Raw genomic sequence first — 15,925 nt, forward strand, 5'->3', positions numbered from 1 at the left:
GGCTTGCCCCCGATGGCAGTGTCTCAGTCTGGTATCTAAAGCAGACCCACCGCTATCGGGAGCAAGCCCCCTCCCACATTTTGATCTTCATTCGGTCAGATGCTTTGGCGCAGGCGGGCCAGATCCCGCAGCGGCGGCGCCCCAAACAATCGGCTGTATTCCCGACTGAACTGCGACGGGCTTTCATACCCCACCCGATACCCCGCCGCTGATGCTTCCAGCCCTTCGGCAATCATCAATCTGCGTGCTTCCTGCAAGCGCAACTGCTTCTGGTACTGCAAGGGGCTCATGGCGGTGATTGCCTTGAAACGGTGGTGCAAGGTCGAAACGCTCAGGTTCACTTCCTTGGCCAGATCATCAATGCGCAGCGGTTGTTCGTAGTTGCCATTGAGCCACTTGATCGCTTGGCTCACCCGATGGCTCTGGCTGTTGGCCACGGCAATTTCATACAGGCGATAACCCTGCGGCCCACGTAGCAAGCGGTAAAGAATTTCCCGGTTGATCAGTGGGGCCAGCATGGCGATGTCTTTGGGCGTATCCAGCAAGCGCGCCAGGCGCAGCACCGCGTCGAGCAATTGGTTGTCAATCCGGTCTACGTACATGCCACGTGATGTCGGGCGTGTGGGTACGCCCATGGGGCCGGCTTCAGCGATCAGGGCGGTGAGCTGCGCCGGGTCGATATTGATCCGCACCGACAGGTTCGGATCGTCGGGCGTGGCGTCGATGATCCGCCCGGCCACCGGCATCGCCACCGAGAACACCAGGTAATTGAGCGGGTCGTAGGCAAAGATTTCATCCGCCAGGCGCACTTCCTTGCTGCCGTTGGCAAGGATGCACAGCGCGGGTTCCACCAGCACCGGCATAAAGTCGCGTGGCGTGTTGTGGCGGTTCAGGTAGAGCGACGTGATCGCGGTACCGTAGGAGCCATCTTCCCAAGTATGCCTGTGCACGATACTGGCCAGTTCGGCACGCTGCTTTTCCATCTCGGCATCGAGAGGAATGGACTGATATTCGGGCGACGACATGAAGCGTCCTCTGCAGGCGGCTTTGATGGGGTCAGCTTAGCGGCGGCTTTTCAAATAGTGTTAGGTCGATTCTGCACAATCCTTGCCTGATCCTGCGGCGTATCGCCAATCAGGCAAGCGTGAGGCCTGTCATCTCCCTGAAATACTGCGTTTGTGCATGGCGCAAAACCAGTGAGCCGAGTACCCGGTTTACGCTTCTCGCAGGATTGTGCAATAAGCCGGCAGGAATCGACTAACCGCGCCTACCTGCGCGCCGTTATCTTTGATCCTGTGGCAGCACACCCTCACCGTGTTTGCCGAGCATCACTTCTCAACGGGAGAGTCGAACATGTCCACCCCCATTCCCGCGAGCCATATGGCCTTTATCCGCGCCCGCACCGGGTGCAGCACCGAACTCGGTGCACGCTTGAGCAGTTTGATCGAACCGGGTCGCCAGGCTCAGGGTTGTCTGCAATTCTCGTTGCAGCATTCCCAGGTCGATCCCGATGTGTGGTTGGTCTCGGGTTTCTGGAGCAGCGAGCAGGCGATGAGTGCCTACTTCAGCTCGCCGGCCCTGATGATCTTTACCGAGCTGTTGAACGACATGGTGGTGCGCAGCATGGATTTCCAAACCTTCACCGACGCATCCGCCACTAACGCCTATGGCGAGTACCTGCAACTCGCTGGGTGAACAGGTTTAGAATGGCCGCCTTTCCATTGGCCAGGACCTGCAACATGGCACGTAAACAATTTGCCCACCACGAAGCCGTATCCGCCGTAGTACCGGGTGAAGGGGGCTACAGCGCCGCCGTCGCCGTCAAGGCACTGGATGGTATGGGGGCACCGAAGTTTCACAAGATCCTGGATGGACAGACGTTCAAGACCGCCTCCGACGCCGATGATGCAGCCACCGTGCAGCTTGAGCGGTTGATCGGTGTGGATGAAGAGGGGCAGCTGACCTGGGCGAGCGCCGCCATCTGAACAACGTCGACAATCTAATGTGGGAGGGGGCTTGCCCCCGATAGCAGTGTGTCAGTCAACAAAGATGTTGAATGTGCCATTGCCATCGGGGCACGCCCCCTCCCACATTTTTGTTGTATTTCAGTCAGGGTTTGCTGGCGCCTGGGCGATACATCTTGAACAGCGCCTCCGGCCCCAGCTGGAAGTAATCCGCCGGGCCGCCACCACGCAGGATCGGCTCGGCGGCGGCGGTGTCGTAGATGCCATCCTTGAGCAGCCACTTGGCAATGTGCACCGCGACCACCTCGCCCAGCACCAGCCAGCTCGGCACCAACCCTTTGTCGGCGCGTTGTAGCTGGATAATCTGCGTCACCTTGCATTCGAATGACACCGGGCTTTCGCCCACCCGTGGCACGGCGATGATTTTCGAGGCCACCGGCGTCAGGCCGGACAACTCGAACTCATTCACCTCCGGCGAGACCGCCGCGCAACTCTGGTTCATCTGCTCGGCCAGCGGGCGGGTAGCCAGGTTCCACACGAACTCGCCGGTCTGTTCGATATTGTTCAGGCTGTCTTTGCGCCCGACACTGGAAAACCCAATGATCGGCGGAATGTAGTTGAACGCATTGAAGAAGCTGTAGGGCGCCAGGTTCAGGCGGCCTGCGCTGTCGTGCGACGAGATCCAGCCGATTGGCCGTGGACCAACGATGGCGTTGAACGGGTCATGTGGCAGGCCGTGGCCGTTGGCGGGTTCGTAGAAATGGATATCGTCAGACATGAGCCGGGGTTCCTGCTACGCAATTCTGGGAGGCGGTCATAGTGCAACCCGTGGCAGCGAATTTCCATCAAGCCATGGAATTTTCATTCATCGCCCACCTATTTTTCACAGCGGCCCGTTCAGTCTGCGCACAAGGTCGACACCCCTATAAGTCGGCCATCGAAAGACTGAGCTTCGGAGCCTTCTACCTTATGAATAAACTTCCTCAGATCACCCTGGCGTTCTGGGTCATGAAAATCTGCGCAACCACCTTGGGCGAAACCGCCGGGGACTTGTTGTCGATGACCCTGAATGTCGGTTATGCGATCAGTTCGATGATTTTGATCAGCGTGTTCCTGGTCACCCTGGTGACGCAACTCTGGTCCAAAACCTACAACCCGGTGCTGTACTGGATCGTGATTTTGTCCACCAGCACTGCAGGTACCACGATGTCCGACTTCATGGACCGTACCCTGGGGCTGGGTTACGCCACGGGGTCGATGATCCTGATTGTGATCCTGATGATCATTTTTGCGCTGTGGCACCTCAGCGGTGACTCGCTGAACGTGAACAAGGTGCAGACCTTCCGGGGTGAGTTGTTCTATTGGATGGCGATCCTGTTCTCCAACACACTGGGCACCGCATTGGGCGACTTCCTGGCGGATGATTCGGGTCTCGGCTTCGCCGGTGGTGCCTTGTTGATTGGCTCGACCATCGCTGCGGTGGTGGCGCTCAAGTACTTCACCCAAATCTCGTCGGTGTTGTTGTTCTGGGTGGCGTTTGTGTTGACCCGGCCGTTTGGTGCAACCCTGGGCGACTTCCTGACCAAGCCCCATGAAAAGGGCGGATTGGATTTCGGCACCATTGGATCATCGGCGGTATTGGCGGCGGTGCTGGTGGTGATGATTGCCGGAGCGTCGTATGCGCAGCGGCGGTATGGGCGCAACGAGGTGGCGGAACTGTCCTGATTAACCCAGCGATGTAAAACCAATGTTGGAGGGGGCTTGCCCCCTCCCACATGTTTAGTCCGTGGTAATCCGCGAATGTTTGCGGGTGTCTTTCATGGTCACGTAGACCATCAGCGACACCGCGATACACGCAGTCACGTACCAGTAGTAGCCGGTTTCCATCCCGATGCTCTTGAACCACAGCGCGATGTATTCAGCTGTACCGCCGAAGATCGACACGGTCAGTGCATACGGCAGGCCCACGCCCAGGGCACGGATTTCGGTCGGGAACAGTTCGGCCTTCACCACCGCGTTGATCGAGGTGTAGCCACTGACGATGATCAGCGCGGCCATGATCAGGAAGAACGCGCCCCACCAGGACTGGATGGTGTGCAGGGTGGTGAGGATAGGCACGGTGAACAGGGTGCCGAGGATGCCGAAGGCGATCAGGATCGGACGACGGCCGACTTTGTCGGACAGCCCGCCGATGATGGGCTGCAGGCACATGAACAGAAACAGCGTGGCCGCCGAGATGGTGGTGGAGTCGGAGATGCTCATCCCGACGGTGTTCACCAGGTATTTCTGCATGTAGGTGGTGTAGGTGTAGAACGCCAGGGTGCCGCCCATGGTCAGGCCGACCACGGTCATCAGTTCCTTGGGGTGACGCATCAAGGTGCGCATTGCGCTTTCCTTGGCTTTTTCTTTCTTGGTGAAGGACTCGGTTTCTTCCATGCCACGACGTAGGTACAGCGCGACGACTGCGCACAGGGCGCCGATGGCGAACGGGATACGCCAGCCCCACGCGTACAGTTGCTCGGTGGTGAGTACCTGTTGCAGCACGATCAGCACCGCCAGGGCGATGAGCTGGCCGGAGATCAGGGTTACGTACTGGAAACTGGAGTAGAAGCCGCGACGTTCCTTGGTCGCCATCTCGCTGAGGTAGGTGGCGGAGGTGCCGTATTCGCCGCCGACTGATAGCCCCTGCAGCAAACGGGCAAACACCAGCAGGATGGGCGCACCGATACCAATGGATTCATAGCCCGGGCTCAGGGCAATCAGCAGCGAGCCGAAGCACATCAGGTAGACCGAGGCCATCAGGGCTTTTTTACGCCCGACCTTGTCGGCGTACAGGCCCATCAGCCAGCCACCGATCGGGCGCATCAGGAAGCCCACGGCGAAGATCGCGGCGGTGTTGAGCAGTTGGGCGGTGGTGTCGCCTTTCGGGAAGAAGGCTTTGGCGAAGTACAGCGAGAAAGCGGCGTAGACGTACCAGTCGTACCACTCGACCATGTTGCCGACCGATCCGCTGAAGATCGATTTGATGCGGCTGGAGGTGGTGCGTTCTTTTGCCGGCGCTGCCGCCGACCCCAGAGGCAGGGAGTTGGAGTTATCCATTGAAGGATCCTTCATCTAGTTGTTTTTATGGAGCGGCGCGAGCGCTGCCTGGCTGGGCTATAGCAGGAGATGTGCCAGGTAGATGAAGGCCCGATCTAGAAGGGTTTGCAGATTTTTTTGAGCGGAAACTTGCTGAAGATTCGGTGCCAATGAGCGGAAATCCGCTCATTCGTCCTTGAGGAACATGTCCCGTGCAAGGCCATGGCGCTGCATCTTTTCATTGAACGTCCGGCGGGGCAGTTGCAGCTCCGTCAACACCGCCTTGATATCGCCCTTGTGCCGGGTCAAAGCGGCCTTCAGGCAATGGGCTTCGAAGGCTTCCTGCTGCGCAGCCAGTGATTGCCCGGCCTCGATGCCCTCCGGCTCCGGCTCGCCAAGGCCTAATACCTGACGCTCGGCGACGTTGGCCAGTTCACGCACATTGCCGGGCCAGTCATGGCTGAGCAGGCGCCCCAAGGCTGGGCCGCTCAACGGCTCGGGCGTGCGGCCTAAGCGTTCGGCAGCGCTGTGGGCAAAGTGCTCGTACAGCAGCGGAATATCTTCACGACGCTCGCGCAAGGGCGGCAGGCGCAATTGTGCGACGGTGAGGCGATAGGCCAAGTCTTCGCGAAAGCGTCCGGCGCGGGCCTCTTCGAGCAGGTCAGGCTTGGTCGCGGCAATGATGCGCAAGTCCACATGGATGCTCTGGTTGGAGCCCAGTCGTTCCAGTTTCTGCTCTTGCAATACCCGCAACAGTTTCACTTGTTGGGCCAAGGGCATGCTTTCGATTTCATCCAGGAACAGCGTGCCGCCGTGAGCGTACTCCAGCTTGCCGATGCGCTTGCCCTGGGCGCCGGTGAACGCGCCGCTTTCGTGGCCAAACAACTCGGCTTCAAACAACTGCTCGGGAATTGCCGCGCAATTGAGCGCCACAAACGGCTTCTTGGCCCGCGGGCCGAAATCATGCAGGCAGCGCGCGACCAGTTCCTTACCGCTGCCGGTCTCGCCACGGATCAACACGTTGACCGGCAAGCTGGCCAAGTCGAGCACCTGGCGGCGCAGGTTCTGCAACCCGCGGGACACGCCGAGCAGGCTGGATTCAAGCTGCGAGCGGTGATCGGCCTGTTGATGCAGGCGACGGTTTTCCAGGATCAGCCCGCGTTTGTCCAATGCACGTCGCAGGCTGTTGAGCAGGGCCTCGGGACTGAAGGGTTTTTCCAGGAAGTCGTAGGCGCCGTCGCGCATGGCTTCGACGGCCATCGGCACGTCGCCGTGACCAGTGAGCAATATCACCGGCAAGTCGGCGTCGCGGCGCTGTACTTCGGCGAGCAATTCCAGGCCGCTGAGACCAGGCATGCGCACGTCGCTCAGGATCACACCGGGAAAGTCTTTGGGCAGGTGCGCCAGGCATTCCTCGGCGCGGCTGAACAACTGCACCTCAAACCCGGAGAGACTCAACCACTGCTCCACGGCCGTGCGAATGCTGGCTTCGTCATCGACCACAATCACCGCATTCAGCATAGGTCCGGCGTCTCCAGCGCGATGGGCAAGGTCAGGGTGAAAGCCGCGCCGTCGCCCTGGTTATCGGCGATCAGGCGTCCGCCCAGTTCGTGCACGATAGCGAAGGACACCGCCAGCCCTAAACCGAGGCCGTCACCCACCGGCTTGGTGGTGAAGAACGGATCGAACACGTTGTTCAGGTGTTCTTCGGGGATCCCGCCGCCGCTGTCGCTGACGGTCAAAAGCCAAAGCTGTTGGTCGGCGTGCAGGCGGATCTCAAGGCGCTTGCGCGGTTTGTCGGCCATGGCGTCGAGGGCGTTGCGCAGCAGGTTGATCAGTACTTGTTCCAGGCGGATGGCATCGCCGCGCACCCAAGCCGGGCGTGTCAGGTCCAGCACGACGCCAATGGCTTCATCGCGCAGGCGCGCGTCGAGCAGATGCAGGGACTGGTCGACCACCGTGGCCAGGTCCAGGCGTTCGCGCAGGCCACTAGGACTTTTGCGAGCGAAGGTCTTGAGATGGCCGGTGAGTGCGGCCATGCGCGTGAGCATGTCGTCCAGCGGCGTGAGCGCCTTGTAGGCGTCGTCCACACGGCCGTGATCCAGCAACAGGCGCAGGGTAGCAAGCTGCATGCGCTGGGCCGTGAGTGGCTGGTTGATTTCGTGGGCGAGGGCGGCGGACATCTGCCCCAGCGCCGCCAGCTTGGCTGATTGCACCAAACCATCCTGGGCGGTGCGCAGGGCCTGGGTGCGTTCTTCCACCAGTTGCTCCAGCTCTTCACGGCTGCGCTGGCGCAAGCGGGCCAGGCGCCAGCGTTGGCTCAGGAACAGCGCGAGGAACACCAGCGCCAGCCAGGAACCGGCGGCGGCCAGTCCCGCGTTGCGTTGGTCTTCAAAAGGAAATTGCGGTTTGCGCAGCAGGTGCAGGGTCCAGCCTTCTGCCTTCAATGGCAGGGATTCCCAGATGTATTGGGCGCTGCCGTCGGGGCCGTTGACGCGCATCAGGTGACTGTTTTCGTCGAAGCGCTGCAGGGTGTCGGTTTCCAGCGCCAGCAGTTGTTTCTTGTCGTACTGGCGGGTGGCCTTGAGCTCAGCGAGGTCATTGGCCGATAGCGGCCGCAGGTTCCGATAGCGCCAGCCAGGCTGGTTGGCGATGAACACGATGCCGCGCGCATCGCTGACCAGCAGCAAGTCATTCCCCTGGGCCCATTCTTGCTCAAGCTCAGGGAACTCCAGCTTCACCACCATGGCGCCAAGGAACTGCTCGTGTTCATCGAGCACTGCGCTGGAAAGGAAGTAACCCGGAATCCCGGTGGTCACACCCACCGCGTAAAAGCGCCCGGTGCCCTGGCTTTTGGTCTGGCTGAAATACGGCCGAAATGCATAGTTGTGCCCGACGTAACTGCTCGGCAGCGCCCAGTTGCTGGCAGCCACGGCCAGGCCGGTGCGGTCCATCAATTCCAGGGTGGACGACTGCGCGGCGCCGTTGATGCGTTCGAGCTTGCGGTTAAGCGCGTCCTGGGTAGCGGTGTCCAACGGGCCTTTTAACGCGCTGATCATTTCCGAGTCCAGTGCGAGCACGGCGGGCAGGGCGCGGTAGCGTTCGATCAGGGTGTGCAGCGAGTTGGCATATAACGCGAGCTGTTGGTTGGCGCGGGCGGCCTCATCCACGAGGGCCTGGCGTTCGGCCTGGCGCGTGGCCAATGCAGCGGCCAGCACCGCACCAGCGATGATCAACAGGGCGTAGAAGGTCAGGCGCAGGGGGCGAGGGATCGCGATCATACGGTGATGAGCAGGCACGGTAAGGGGCAAGCACCATACCACGCGCCATAAAAAAGGCGACTGGGCCATGGGGCCGCAGTCGCCTTTATCCTTGAGGGAAAGTGCTTACTGCACTTCTACCGCCAGGCTTTCACTGATCTTTTGCTGCCAGATGGCAGGACCGGTGATGTGCACGGATTCGCCTTTGCTATCGACTGCAACGGTGACCGGCATGTCTTTGACGTCGAACTCGTAGATCGCTTCCATACCCAGTTCGGCGAACGCGACAACCCGCGACTTCTTGATAGCTTGCGCCACCAGGTAAGCGGCGCCGCCCACGGCCATCAGGTACACGGCCTTGTGGTCCTTGATCGCGTCGATGGCGGTCGGGCCGCGCTCGGATTTGCCGATCATGCCCAAAAGGCCGGTTTGCTCAAGGATCTGACGGGTGAACTTGTCCATCCGCGTCGCGGTGGTCGGGCCAGCCGGGCCAACCACTTCTTCGCGCACCGGATCAACCGGGCCGACGTAGTAGATGAAGCGACCCTTGAGGTCTACCGGCAGGGTTTCGCCCTTGTTCAGCATCTCGACCATGCGCTTGTGCGCAGCGTCGCGGCCAGTGAGCATCTTGCCGTTGAGCAACACGGTTTCGCCCGGTTTCCAGCTCTGGACTTCTTCCGGGGTCAGGGTGTCGAGGTTGACGCGACGAGCCGACGGGCCGGCTTCCCAGACGATTTCCGGGTAGGCGTCCAGCGGTGGCGCTTCCAGCGACGCAGGGCCCGAGCCGTCGAGCACGAAGTGCGCGTGACGGGTGGCGGCGCAGTTGGGGATCATGCACACCGGCAGGGAGGCGGCGTGGGTCGGGTAGTCCATGATCTTCACGTCGAGCACGGTGGTCAGGCCACCCAGGCCCTGAGCGCCAATGCCCAATTGGTTGACCTTCTCGAATAGCTCCAGGCGCATCTCTTCGATACGGTTGGACGGGCCGCGCTTTTTCAGCTCGTGGATGTCGATGGATTCCATCAACACTTCCTTGGCCATCACTGCGGCTTTCTCGGCGGTGCCGCCGATGCCGATGCCGAGCATGCCCGGTGGGCACCAGCCGGCGCCCATGGTCGGAACGGTCTTGAGCACCCAGTCGACGATCGAGTCGGACGGGTTGAGCATGGCCATTTTTGATTTGTTCTCGGACCCACCACCTTTGGCCGCCACGTCCACTTCCACGGTGTTACCCGGGACGATGGAGTAGTGGATCACGGCCGGGGTGTTGTCCTTGGTGTTTTTACGTGCACCGGCCGGGTCGGCCAGGATGGATGCGCGCAGGACGTTTTCCGGCAGATTGTAGGCGCGACGCACGCCTTCGTTGATCATGTCGTCCAGGCCCATGGTGGCGCCATCCCAACGTACGTCCATGCCCACGCGCACGAACACGGTGACGATACCGGTGTCCTGGCAGATCGGGCGATGGCCGGTGGCGCACATGCGCGAGTTGATCAGGATCTGCGCCATGGAGTCACGGGCTGCCGGCGATTCTTCGCGCAGGTAGGCCTCGTGCATCGCCTGGATGAAGTCAACGGGGTGGTAGTAGGAAATGAATTGCAGGGCGTCGGCAACGCTCTGAATCAGGTCGTCTTGCTTGATCACGGTCATGAGTCGCGCTCCTCTATAAGGGAACATTCAATAAAGGTGGGCTCAGTGGGGTACATCGGTCGGCTGAGCCCACCTTTCCAAGGCACGCCAAAGTGGTGCAGGCGCGACGCTAAAAAGGCGCGGCAGTATAACCCGACGCGGTGGCCGATACACCCGACTATGGTCAAACTGTCGCAGGCATGATTCCCTGTGCGCGTCCCCTGTAATTGAGTCCTTATATGCCTGAACTGTACGTCGGCGAACGCCATTGGTCGGTAACTGCCGGCAGCAATCTGCTGGATGCCTTGAACCAGGCGGGTGTGGCCGTGCCCTACAGTTGCCGGGCGGGCAGTTGCCATGCATGTTTGGTGCGCTGCCGGGGCGAGGTCGAGGACAAGCAGCCCGATGCCCTGAGTCCCGCGCAACGCCAGGACGGTTGGCGGTTGGCCTGCCAGTGCCAAGTGACGGGCGATCTGCAGGTCGAGGCGTTTGACCCGCTGCGTGACGGTTTGGCCGCCCTGGTGGTAGGTGCTGATTGGCTGAACTCGAATGTAGTGCGCCTGCGCCTGCAACCTGAGCGCGGTCTCCGTTATCGGGCTGGACAGCACCTGGTGCTGTGGGCAGGGCACGTCGCGCGGCCTTACTCCCTGGCGAGCCTGCCCCAGGAAGATGCATTTCTGGAGTTTCATATCGATTGTCGGCAGCCCGGTGAATTCAGTGATCTTGCCCGGCAGTTGCAGGTCGGCGATCACCTGCGCCTGGGCGAGCTACGCGGCGGCGCTTTGCAATACGATCCCGACTGGCAATCCCGGCCGCTTTGGCTGCTTGCCTCCGGCACTGGCCTCGGCCCGTTGTGGGGCGTATTGCGCGAGGCTTTGCGCCAGGATCACCAAGGCGCCATTCGTGTGATTCACCTGGCCCATGATGCCGACGGCCATTATCTGGCTGAACCCCTGATAGCGCTGGGTGCACGTCATCCGAACCTTACGGTGGAACTGTGGACCGCGGCCGAGTCGGCCCAGGCATTGGCGCAACTGCGGCTTGTTTCCCGGCAAACGCTCGCCTTACTCTGCGGACACCCCGCCAGTGTCGAGGCGTTTTCCAAGCGCCTGTTTCTGGCGGGACTGCCGCGTAATCAACTGCTGGCCGATGTGTTCCTGCCCCGTGGTTGAGCGCTGAACTCTACAGCCGCGAGACTCACCATGACCGACGCCATCCTGCTGCACCGCGAGCGCGGGTTGCTGACCCTGCAGCTCAACCGCCCGGAAAAGAGAAACGCCCTGACCCGCGCCATGTACACGCAACTGGCCGAGGCGCTGGAGCAGGCGGATGCCGACTCAGCGATCAGCGCCGTGCTGATCCAGGGCAGCAGCGAGTGTTTTACCGCCGGTAATGACATCGGCGATTTTCTTGAACAGCCGCCCAGTGATCTCGACAGCCCAGCGTTTCATTTTATGAAAAGCCTACTCAACTGCCGTAAGCCGGTGATCGCGGCAGTGGCGGGAGTCGCGGTGGGGATTGGCACAACCCTCCTGCTGCACTGTGACCTTGTTTACATCAGTCGTGATGCGCGCTTGCGTATGCCGTTCGTCAACCTGGGGCTGTGCCCTGAGTTTGGTTCGAGCCTGATCCTGCCGCGTTTGCTTGGGCATGCGAAGGCAGCTGAACTTTTGCTATTGGGCGAGGGATTTACCGGGGAGCAGGCTGCCGCCTGGGGTATCGCCACTGAGGCGTTGGGCAGTGGTGAAGCGGCGTTGGCCAAGGCGCGGGAAATGGCCGAGCGTTTTGAAATCCTGGCGCCAGGGGCGGTGCAGGTGACCAAGCAATTGATGAAAAGTGTGGACCGTGATCAGTTACGCCAGGTCATCGAGGAGGAGGGCGCGTTGTTCGTCCAGCGCTTGAAGTCACCGGAGGCGATTGCGGCGTTATCGGGGTTTATCGCCAAACGCTAACCCACATGAAAAGCAAAAAGCCCCGCCATTCGCATGGCAGGGCTTTTTTTCAGCGTGTCACTCAGACCATTGGGTCGCCAACGTGCAGGATCTTCATGCCGTTGGTGCCGCCGATGGTGTGGTAGCTGTCGCCCTTGGTCAGGATGACCCAGTCGCCTTTCTCCACGACGCCACGCTTGATCAGTTCGTCGATGGCCGCTTGGCTGACTTCATGGGGCGGCAACGACGCCGGGTCGAACGGAACGGTGTACACGCCACGGAACATGGCCGCGCGGGCCTGGGTTTCGCGGTGAGGGGAGAACGCGTAGATCGGAACCGAGGAACGAATGCGCGACATGATCAACGGCGTGTAGCCACTTTCGGTCAAGGCGATGATCGCTTTGACGCCCGGGAAGTGGTTGGCGGTGTACATGGCTGCCAGGGCGATGCTCTGGTCGCAGCTTTCGAAGACCTTGCCGATACGATGGCTGGAGGTCTTGCTGGTCGGGTGCTTTTCGGCGCCGACACAGATGCGCGCCATGGCCTGCACAGCTTCCAGCGGGTACGGGCCGGCGGCACTTTCAGCCGAGAGCATCACGGCGTCGGTGTAGTCGAGCACGGCGTTGGCCACGTCGGATACTTCGGCGCGGGTCGGCATCGGGTTTTGGATCATCGACTCCATCATCTGGGTCGCGACGATCACCGCTTTGTTGTGGCGGCGTGCGTGCAGGATGATCTTCTTCTGGATACCGATCAGCTCGGCGTCACCGATTTCCACACCCAGGTCACCACGGGCAACCATCACGGCGTCGGACGCTTTGATCAGACCGTCGAGAGTTTCGTCGTCGGCCACGGCTTCGGCGCGTTCGATCTTCGCCACCAACCAGGCAGTACCGCCGGCTTCGTCGCGCAGTTTGCGGGCGTATTCCATATCAGCGGCGTCGCGCGGAAAGGACACGGCCAGGTAGTCCACTTCCATTTCAGCAGCGAGCTTGATATCGGCCTTGTCTTTTTCAGTCAGGGCCGGGGCAGTCAGGCCACCGCCGCGACGATTGATGCCTTTGTGATCGGACAGCGGACCGCCGATGATCACGGTGCAGTTCAGTTCGGTCGGGGTGGCGGTGTCGACACGCATTACCACGCGGCCGTCATCCAGCAGCAACTCGTCACCGACGCCGCAATCCTTGACGAGGTCCGGGTAGTCGATACCCACGACGTCCTGGTTACCTTCGGTCAGCGGGTGGCTGGTGGAGAAGGTGAATTTGTCACCGATCTTCAGCTCGATACGCTTGTTGGTGAACTTGGCAATACGGATTTTCGGGCCTTGCAGGTCACCCAGCAGTGCGACGAAGCGGCCGTGCTTGGCGGCCAGGTCACGCACCAGCTTGGCGCGAGCCTTGTGCTCGTCCGGGGTGCCGTGGGAGAAGTTCAGACGGGCAACGTCCAAACCAGCCAGAATCAGCTGTTCGAGGACTTCCGGCGAGTTACTGGCCGGGCCAAGGGTGGCGACGATTTTGGTACGACGGACGGACATGCACAGACTCCTGAGTTCAAGCGCTGAGGAAGGCTACTATGCTCTTTGGTTGTAGTCATTGTTCGTTTGCACTACTTATCGCCGATTCACTTGTTTTCGCGCCGATTGAATAGATGAACATCTTTGAAGATTTTGGACGAGGGGTCGATACACTGCACAAGACAGGAGAACCTTCATGCGAATTTTGCTCATTGCTGCCCTGGCCGTCAGTGTTGTCGGCTGCACCCGCTGGTCGATGGACCACCATTTGAACAACGCCTACCGCGCTTACAAGGTCGGTGACTGCGAGCGTGTCACCTTGGAATTGTCCCAGGTCGACCGCGAGAGCCGCACCCGGCGTTATGTACAGCCAGAGGTCTCGATGTTGCGCGGGCAATGTTTGGAACGACAGAAACTGTTTGTCGACGCGGTGCAAACCTACCAATTCATCATTAATCAGTACCCGTCGAGCGAATACGCCTACCGAGCACGCGCAAGGTTGGACACCCTGCAACAACTGGGTCACTACCGCGGCGTGAGTGTTGCACAGCCGCGTCCAGCCTCATTGTGATGAGATTCGCCACTTTATAACTGGCCTCTTGCCAGTCTTGGGCTATTCTTTGGATGTCCGTTTGTATAGGTTTCTATTCAAATGGAGGCAGGGCCCGGATTCGGCAGCTGTCTAGTGACAGAGCGTTGTCTTTTGTCATACCGAGATCCAGGGAGAGCGAGCAATTACGCTCGTTCCGAATCACTGGACCGGCCACAACCATGGCCACTGCATGGCGATCTCACCATGTTTACCGACCGACGGATTGAGCGGCATCAACTACGTTATTTCCTCCAGGTGTTTAACCGTGTTACCGACAAGCCCATCGGCTATTTGGGCAACGTCTCTTGCGACGGGCTGATGTTGATCAGCGAGTTGCCCATGATGGTCGATGCTGATTTCGAGCTGCGCCTGAAAATTCCCGGGGCTGACGACACCTTCCATGCCGTTGACCTCACGGCAACCTGCCTGTGGAGCCGTGAAGATATCAACCCGCAGCGTTACGACTCCGGGTTCAGCGTGCTTCAGGCTCCAGCGGAATATGGGCAACTGATCAAGTTGTTGTTGCGGTACTTCAGCTTTGACTCATTGCAGGCTTCAGCCTAAGAAGCAGCGAGCGGTCGACGCGGCTGGGGTGTTGCTGTCCAGCCGTAGTCGTACGCTTTTTTCAGAACACTCCCGCTTTCTTCCAATCCAGATAGCGTGTCACCAAGGCTGCTCCCATGTCTGATGGCAACGTATCCAACACCGACAGGCCGTGGGCGTTCAAGCGGTCGTGCAGTTCATTCCGGGTATTGAGGTAGTCGACAGTGCCGCTGTAGGCCAGGGCTTCGGGCAAGGTTTGCACAGGAGACTGGCGCAGTAGATCGAGCACTTCCTCTCGCATGCTGGCCACCATTACCCGATGTTGGCGACTGATGCGCTTGACGGCGCAGAGTAGCGCTTCATCGTCCTCGTCTCGCAGATTACTGACCACAATCACCAATGCCCGACGCTTTTGCCTAGAGAGCAGTTGACTGGCCGCCGCCTCGTAGTCGGCAGTTCGACGGGTGGTGTCCAGGTCATATACCGCATTGAGCAGCAGGTTCAACTGACTGCTCCCTTTGACCGGCGCCAAGTAGCGTGGCTGGTCAGAAGCAAAGGTGCACAACCCCACGGCATCGCCCTGGCGCAAGGCCACGTAACTGAGCAGCAGGCAGGCATTGAGTGCGTGGTCGAAATGGGACAGCTCATCATCCTGGCTCCGCATGCGTCGGCCGCAATCGAGCATGAACACGATCTGCTGGTCGCGCTCGTCCTGATACTCCCTTGCGATGGGGGTACGTTGCCGCGCCGTGGCTTTCCAGTCGATCTGCCGCAGGCTGTCGCCCTCACGAAACTCGCGCAGCTGATGAAACTCCAGCCCCAAACCGCGACGCTGACGTTGACGCACTCCCAGTTGACTCAACCAGTTATCCACCCCCAGCAGTTGTGCCCCGTACAGGCGAGCGAAGTCTGGGTAGACGCGGGTGGCATCCTCGACTTCGATGAAGCGCCTGGCGGACCAGAGCCCCAATGGGCTGGGCAGATGGATTTCGCAGCGGCTGAACGTGAAATGCCCTCGCCGCAGGGGGCGCAGGCGATAGCCCAGTTCACTGCGTGCACCGGGGCGCAACTCAATGGATTGGGGCATGTTCTCCATGCTCAACCCATCGGGGACGTGATCGAACACCTGAACCGTCAGCGCCTGCGAGGAGTCGTGTTCCAGGGCCAGACGTACGTCGCCCCAGCGACCCAGCGCCAGGCTGCCGGGCATATGCCGATGCACGCGAGGCGACGGTCGACGGCGCAGTCGCGCGGCGTCCAGCAAGGCCAGCAGCAACAGCGCCAGGAGCAAGCCCCACGCCACCGAGTGCAAGGTGGCGGGCACCTTGAACTGCAAGGCGGTTGCAGTGCCTAGCAGGATGCTCAAGCCCAGCAGTACGCCAAGCCAAGCTGATAACAGGCGGGTCGGTTTCATG

At 60.5% G+C, this 15,925-nt stretch carries 15 protein-coding genes; 7 read left to right on the forward strand and 8 right to left on the reverse strand.

Going from position 1 to position 15,925, the window contains the following annotated elements:
* Positions 1-95 precede the first annotated feature (95 nt).
* Entirely contained in the window at positions 96-1,025 is a 930-nt protein-coding gene (locus ACKZ62_RS05300; protein ID WP_032890862.1) for an AraC family transcriptional regulator, read from the reverse strand.
* A gap of 328 nt (positions 1,026-1,353) precedes the next feature.
* On the opposite strand from ACKZ62_RS05300, the gene ACKZ62_RS05305 reads away from it, so the two are divergent.
* Positions 1,354-1,695: an antibiotic biosynthesis monooxygenase family protein gene (locus ACKZ62_RS05305; RefSeq protein WP_032890863.1), complete on the forward strand. Its 342-nt coding sequence runs from the start codon at positions 1,354-1,356 to the stop codon at positions 1,693-1,695.
* A gap of 44 nt (positions 1,696-1,739) precedes the next feature.
* Positions 1,740-1,985, forward strand: coding sequence for a hypothetical protein (locus tag ACKZ62_RS05310; RefSeq protein ID WP_032890864.1), 246 nt, complete (start codon positions 1,740-1,742; stop codon positions 1,983-1,985).
* Between the two features lie 124 nt (positions 1,986-2,109).
* On the opposite strand, the gene ACKZ62_RS05315 is transcribed toward ACKZ62_RS05310, so the two are convergent.
* On the reverse strand, positions 2,110-2,742 hold the full coding sequence (locus tag ACKZ62_RS05315) for a flavin reductase family protein (protein WP_099602753.1): 633 nt from the start codon (positions 2,740-2,742) through the stop codon (positions 2,110-2,112).
* Positions 2,743-2,933: 191 nt separating this feature from the next.
* On the opposite strand from ACKZ62_RS05315, the gene ACKZ62_RS05320 reads away from it, so the two are divergent.
* Complete coding sequence (locus ACKZ62_RS05320) at positions 2,934-3,689, forward strand: COG4705 family protein (RefSeq protein ID WP_032890866.1); 756 nt, start codon at positions 2,934-2,936, stop codon at positions 3,687-3,689.
* Positions 3,690-3,743: 54 nt separating this feature from the next.
* Here ACKZ62_RS05320 and ACKZ62_RS05325 read toward each other — a convergent pair whose 3' ends face one another.
* The 4 genes from ACKZ62_RS05325 to ACKZ62_RS05340 all read right to left on the reverse strand — a co-directional run bounded on the left by ACKZ62_RS05325 (position 3,744) and on the right by ACKZ62_RS05340 (position 9,952).
* Positions 3,744-5,063 (reverse strand): MFS transporter, encoded by a 1,320-nt coding sequence (locus ACKZ62_RS05325; RefSeq protein ID WP_032890867.1) that lies wholly within the window; start codon positions 5,061-5,063, stop codon positions 3,744-3,746.
* Between the two features lie 165 nt (positions 5,064-5,228).
* The gene (locus ACKZ62_RS05330) at positions 5,229-6,563 is read right to left on the reverse strand and encodes a two-component system response regulator MifR (RefSeq protein WP_095185777.1); all 1,335 of its coding nucleotides are present in this window, start codon (positions 6,561-6,563) and stop codon (positions 5,229-5,231) included.
* Positions 6,557-8,323, reverse strand: coding sequence for a sensor histidine kinase (locus ACKZ62_RS05335; RefSeq protein ID WP_447096411.1), 1,767 nt, complete (start codon positions 8,321-8,323; stop codon positions 6,557-6,559). Before ACKZ62_RS05335 ends, ACKZ62_RS05330 begins: the two co-directional genes overlap by 7 nt.
* A 105-nt stretch (positions 8,324-8,428) precedes the next feature.
* Positions 8,429-9,952 carry a fumarate hydratase gene (locus ACKZ62_RS05340; RefSeq protein WP_032890870.1) on the reverse strand — a complete coding sequence of 508 codons (1,524 nt, stop codon included), beginning with the start codon at positions 9,950-9,952 and terminating at the stop codon, positions 8,429-8,431.
* 218 nt (positions 9,953-10,170) lie between these two features.
* On the opposite strand from ACKZ62_RS05340, the gene ACKZ62_RS05345 reads away from it, so the two are divergent.
* Positions 10,171-11,103 carry an iron-sulfur-binding ferredoxin reductase gene (locus tag ACKZ62_RS05345; RefSeq protein WP_260367557.1) on the forward strand — a complete coding sequence of 311 codons (933 nt, stop codon included), beginning with the start codon at positions 10,171-10,173 and terminating at the stop codon, positions 11,101-11,103.
* Positions 11,104-11,133: 30 nt separating this feature from the next.
* Positions 11,134-11,883: an enoyl-CoA hydratase-related protein gene (locus tag ACKZ62_RS05350; RefSeq protein WP_447096412.1), complete on the forward strand. Its 750-nt coding sequence runs from the start codon at positions 11,134-11,136 to the stop codon at positions 11,881-11,883.
* A 61-nt stretch (positions 11,884-11,944) separates the two neighbouring features.
* On the opposite strand, the gene pyk is transcribed toward ACKZ62_RS05350, so the two are convergent.
* Positions 11,945-13,396: a pyruvate kinase gene (gene pyk, locus ACKZ62_RS05355; protein ID WP_032890873.1), complete on the reverse strand. Its 1,452-nt coding sequence runs from the start codon at positions 13,394-13,396 to the stop codon at positions 11,945-11,947.
* 175 nt (positions 13,397-13,571) lie between these two features.
* Here pyk and ACKZ62_RS05360 point away from each other — a divergent pair, with 175 nt between their 5' ends.
* Both ACKZ62_RS05360 and ACKZ62_RS05365 read left to right on the forward strand, forming a co-directional pair.
* Positions 13,572-13,946: a tol-pal system YbgF family protein gene (locus tag ACKZ62_RS05360; RefSeq protein WP_032890874.1), complete on the forward strand. Its 375-nt coding sequence runs from the start codon at positions 13,572-13,574 to the stop codon at positions 13,944-13,946.
* A gap of 225 nt (positions 13,947-14,171) precedes the next feature.
* A complete protein-coding gene (locus ACKZ62_RS05365) occupies positions 14,172-14,531 on the forward strand; it encodes a PilZ domain-containing protein (protein WP_095185774.1) in 360 nt (119 codons plus the stop codon).
* Positions 14,532-14,592: 61 nt separating this feature from the next.
* Here the strand turns inward: ACKZ62_RS05365 and ACKZ62_RS05370 are convergent, their stop codons facing one another.
* Positions 14,593-15,924, reverse strand: coding sequence for a DUF58 domain-containing protein (locus ACKZ62_RS05370; RefSeq protein WP_179179924.1), 1,332 nt, complete (start codon positions 15,922-15,924; stop codon positions 14,593-14,595).
* Position 15,925: the final 1 nt, after the last annotated feature.

The organism is Pseudomonas sivasensis, assembly GCF_052938085.1.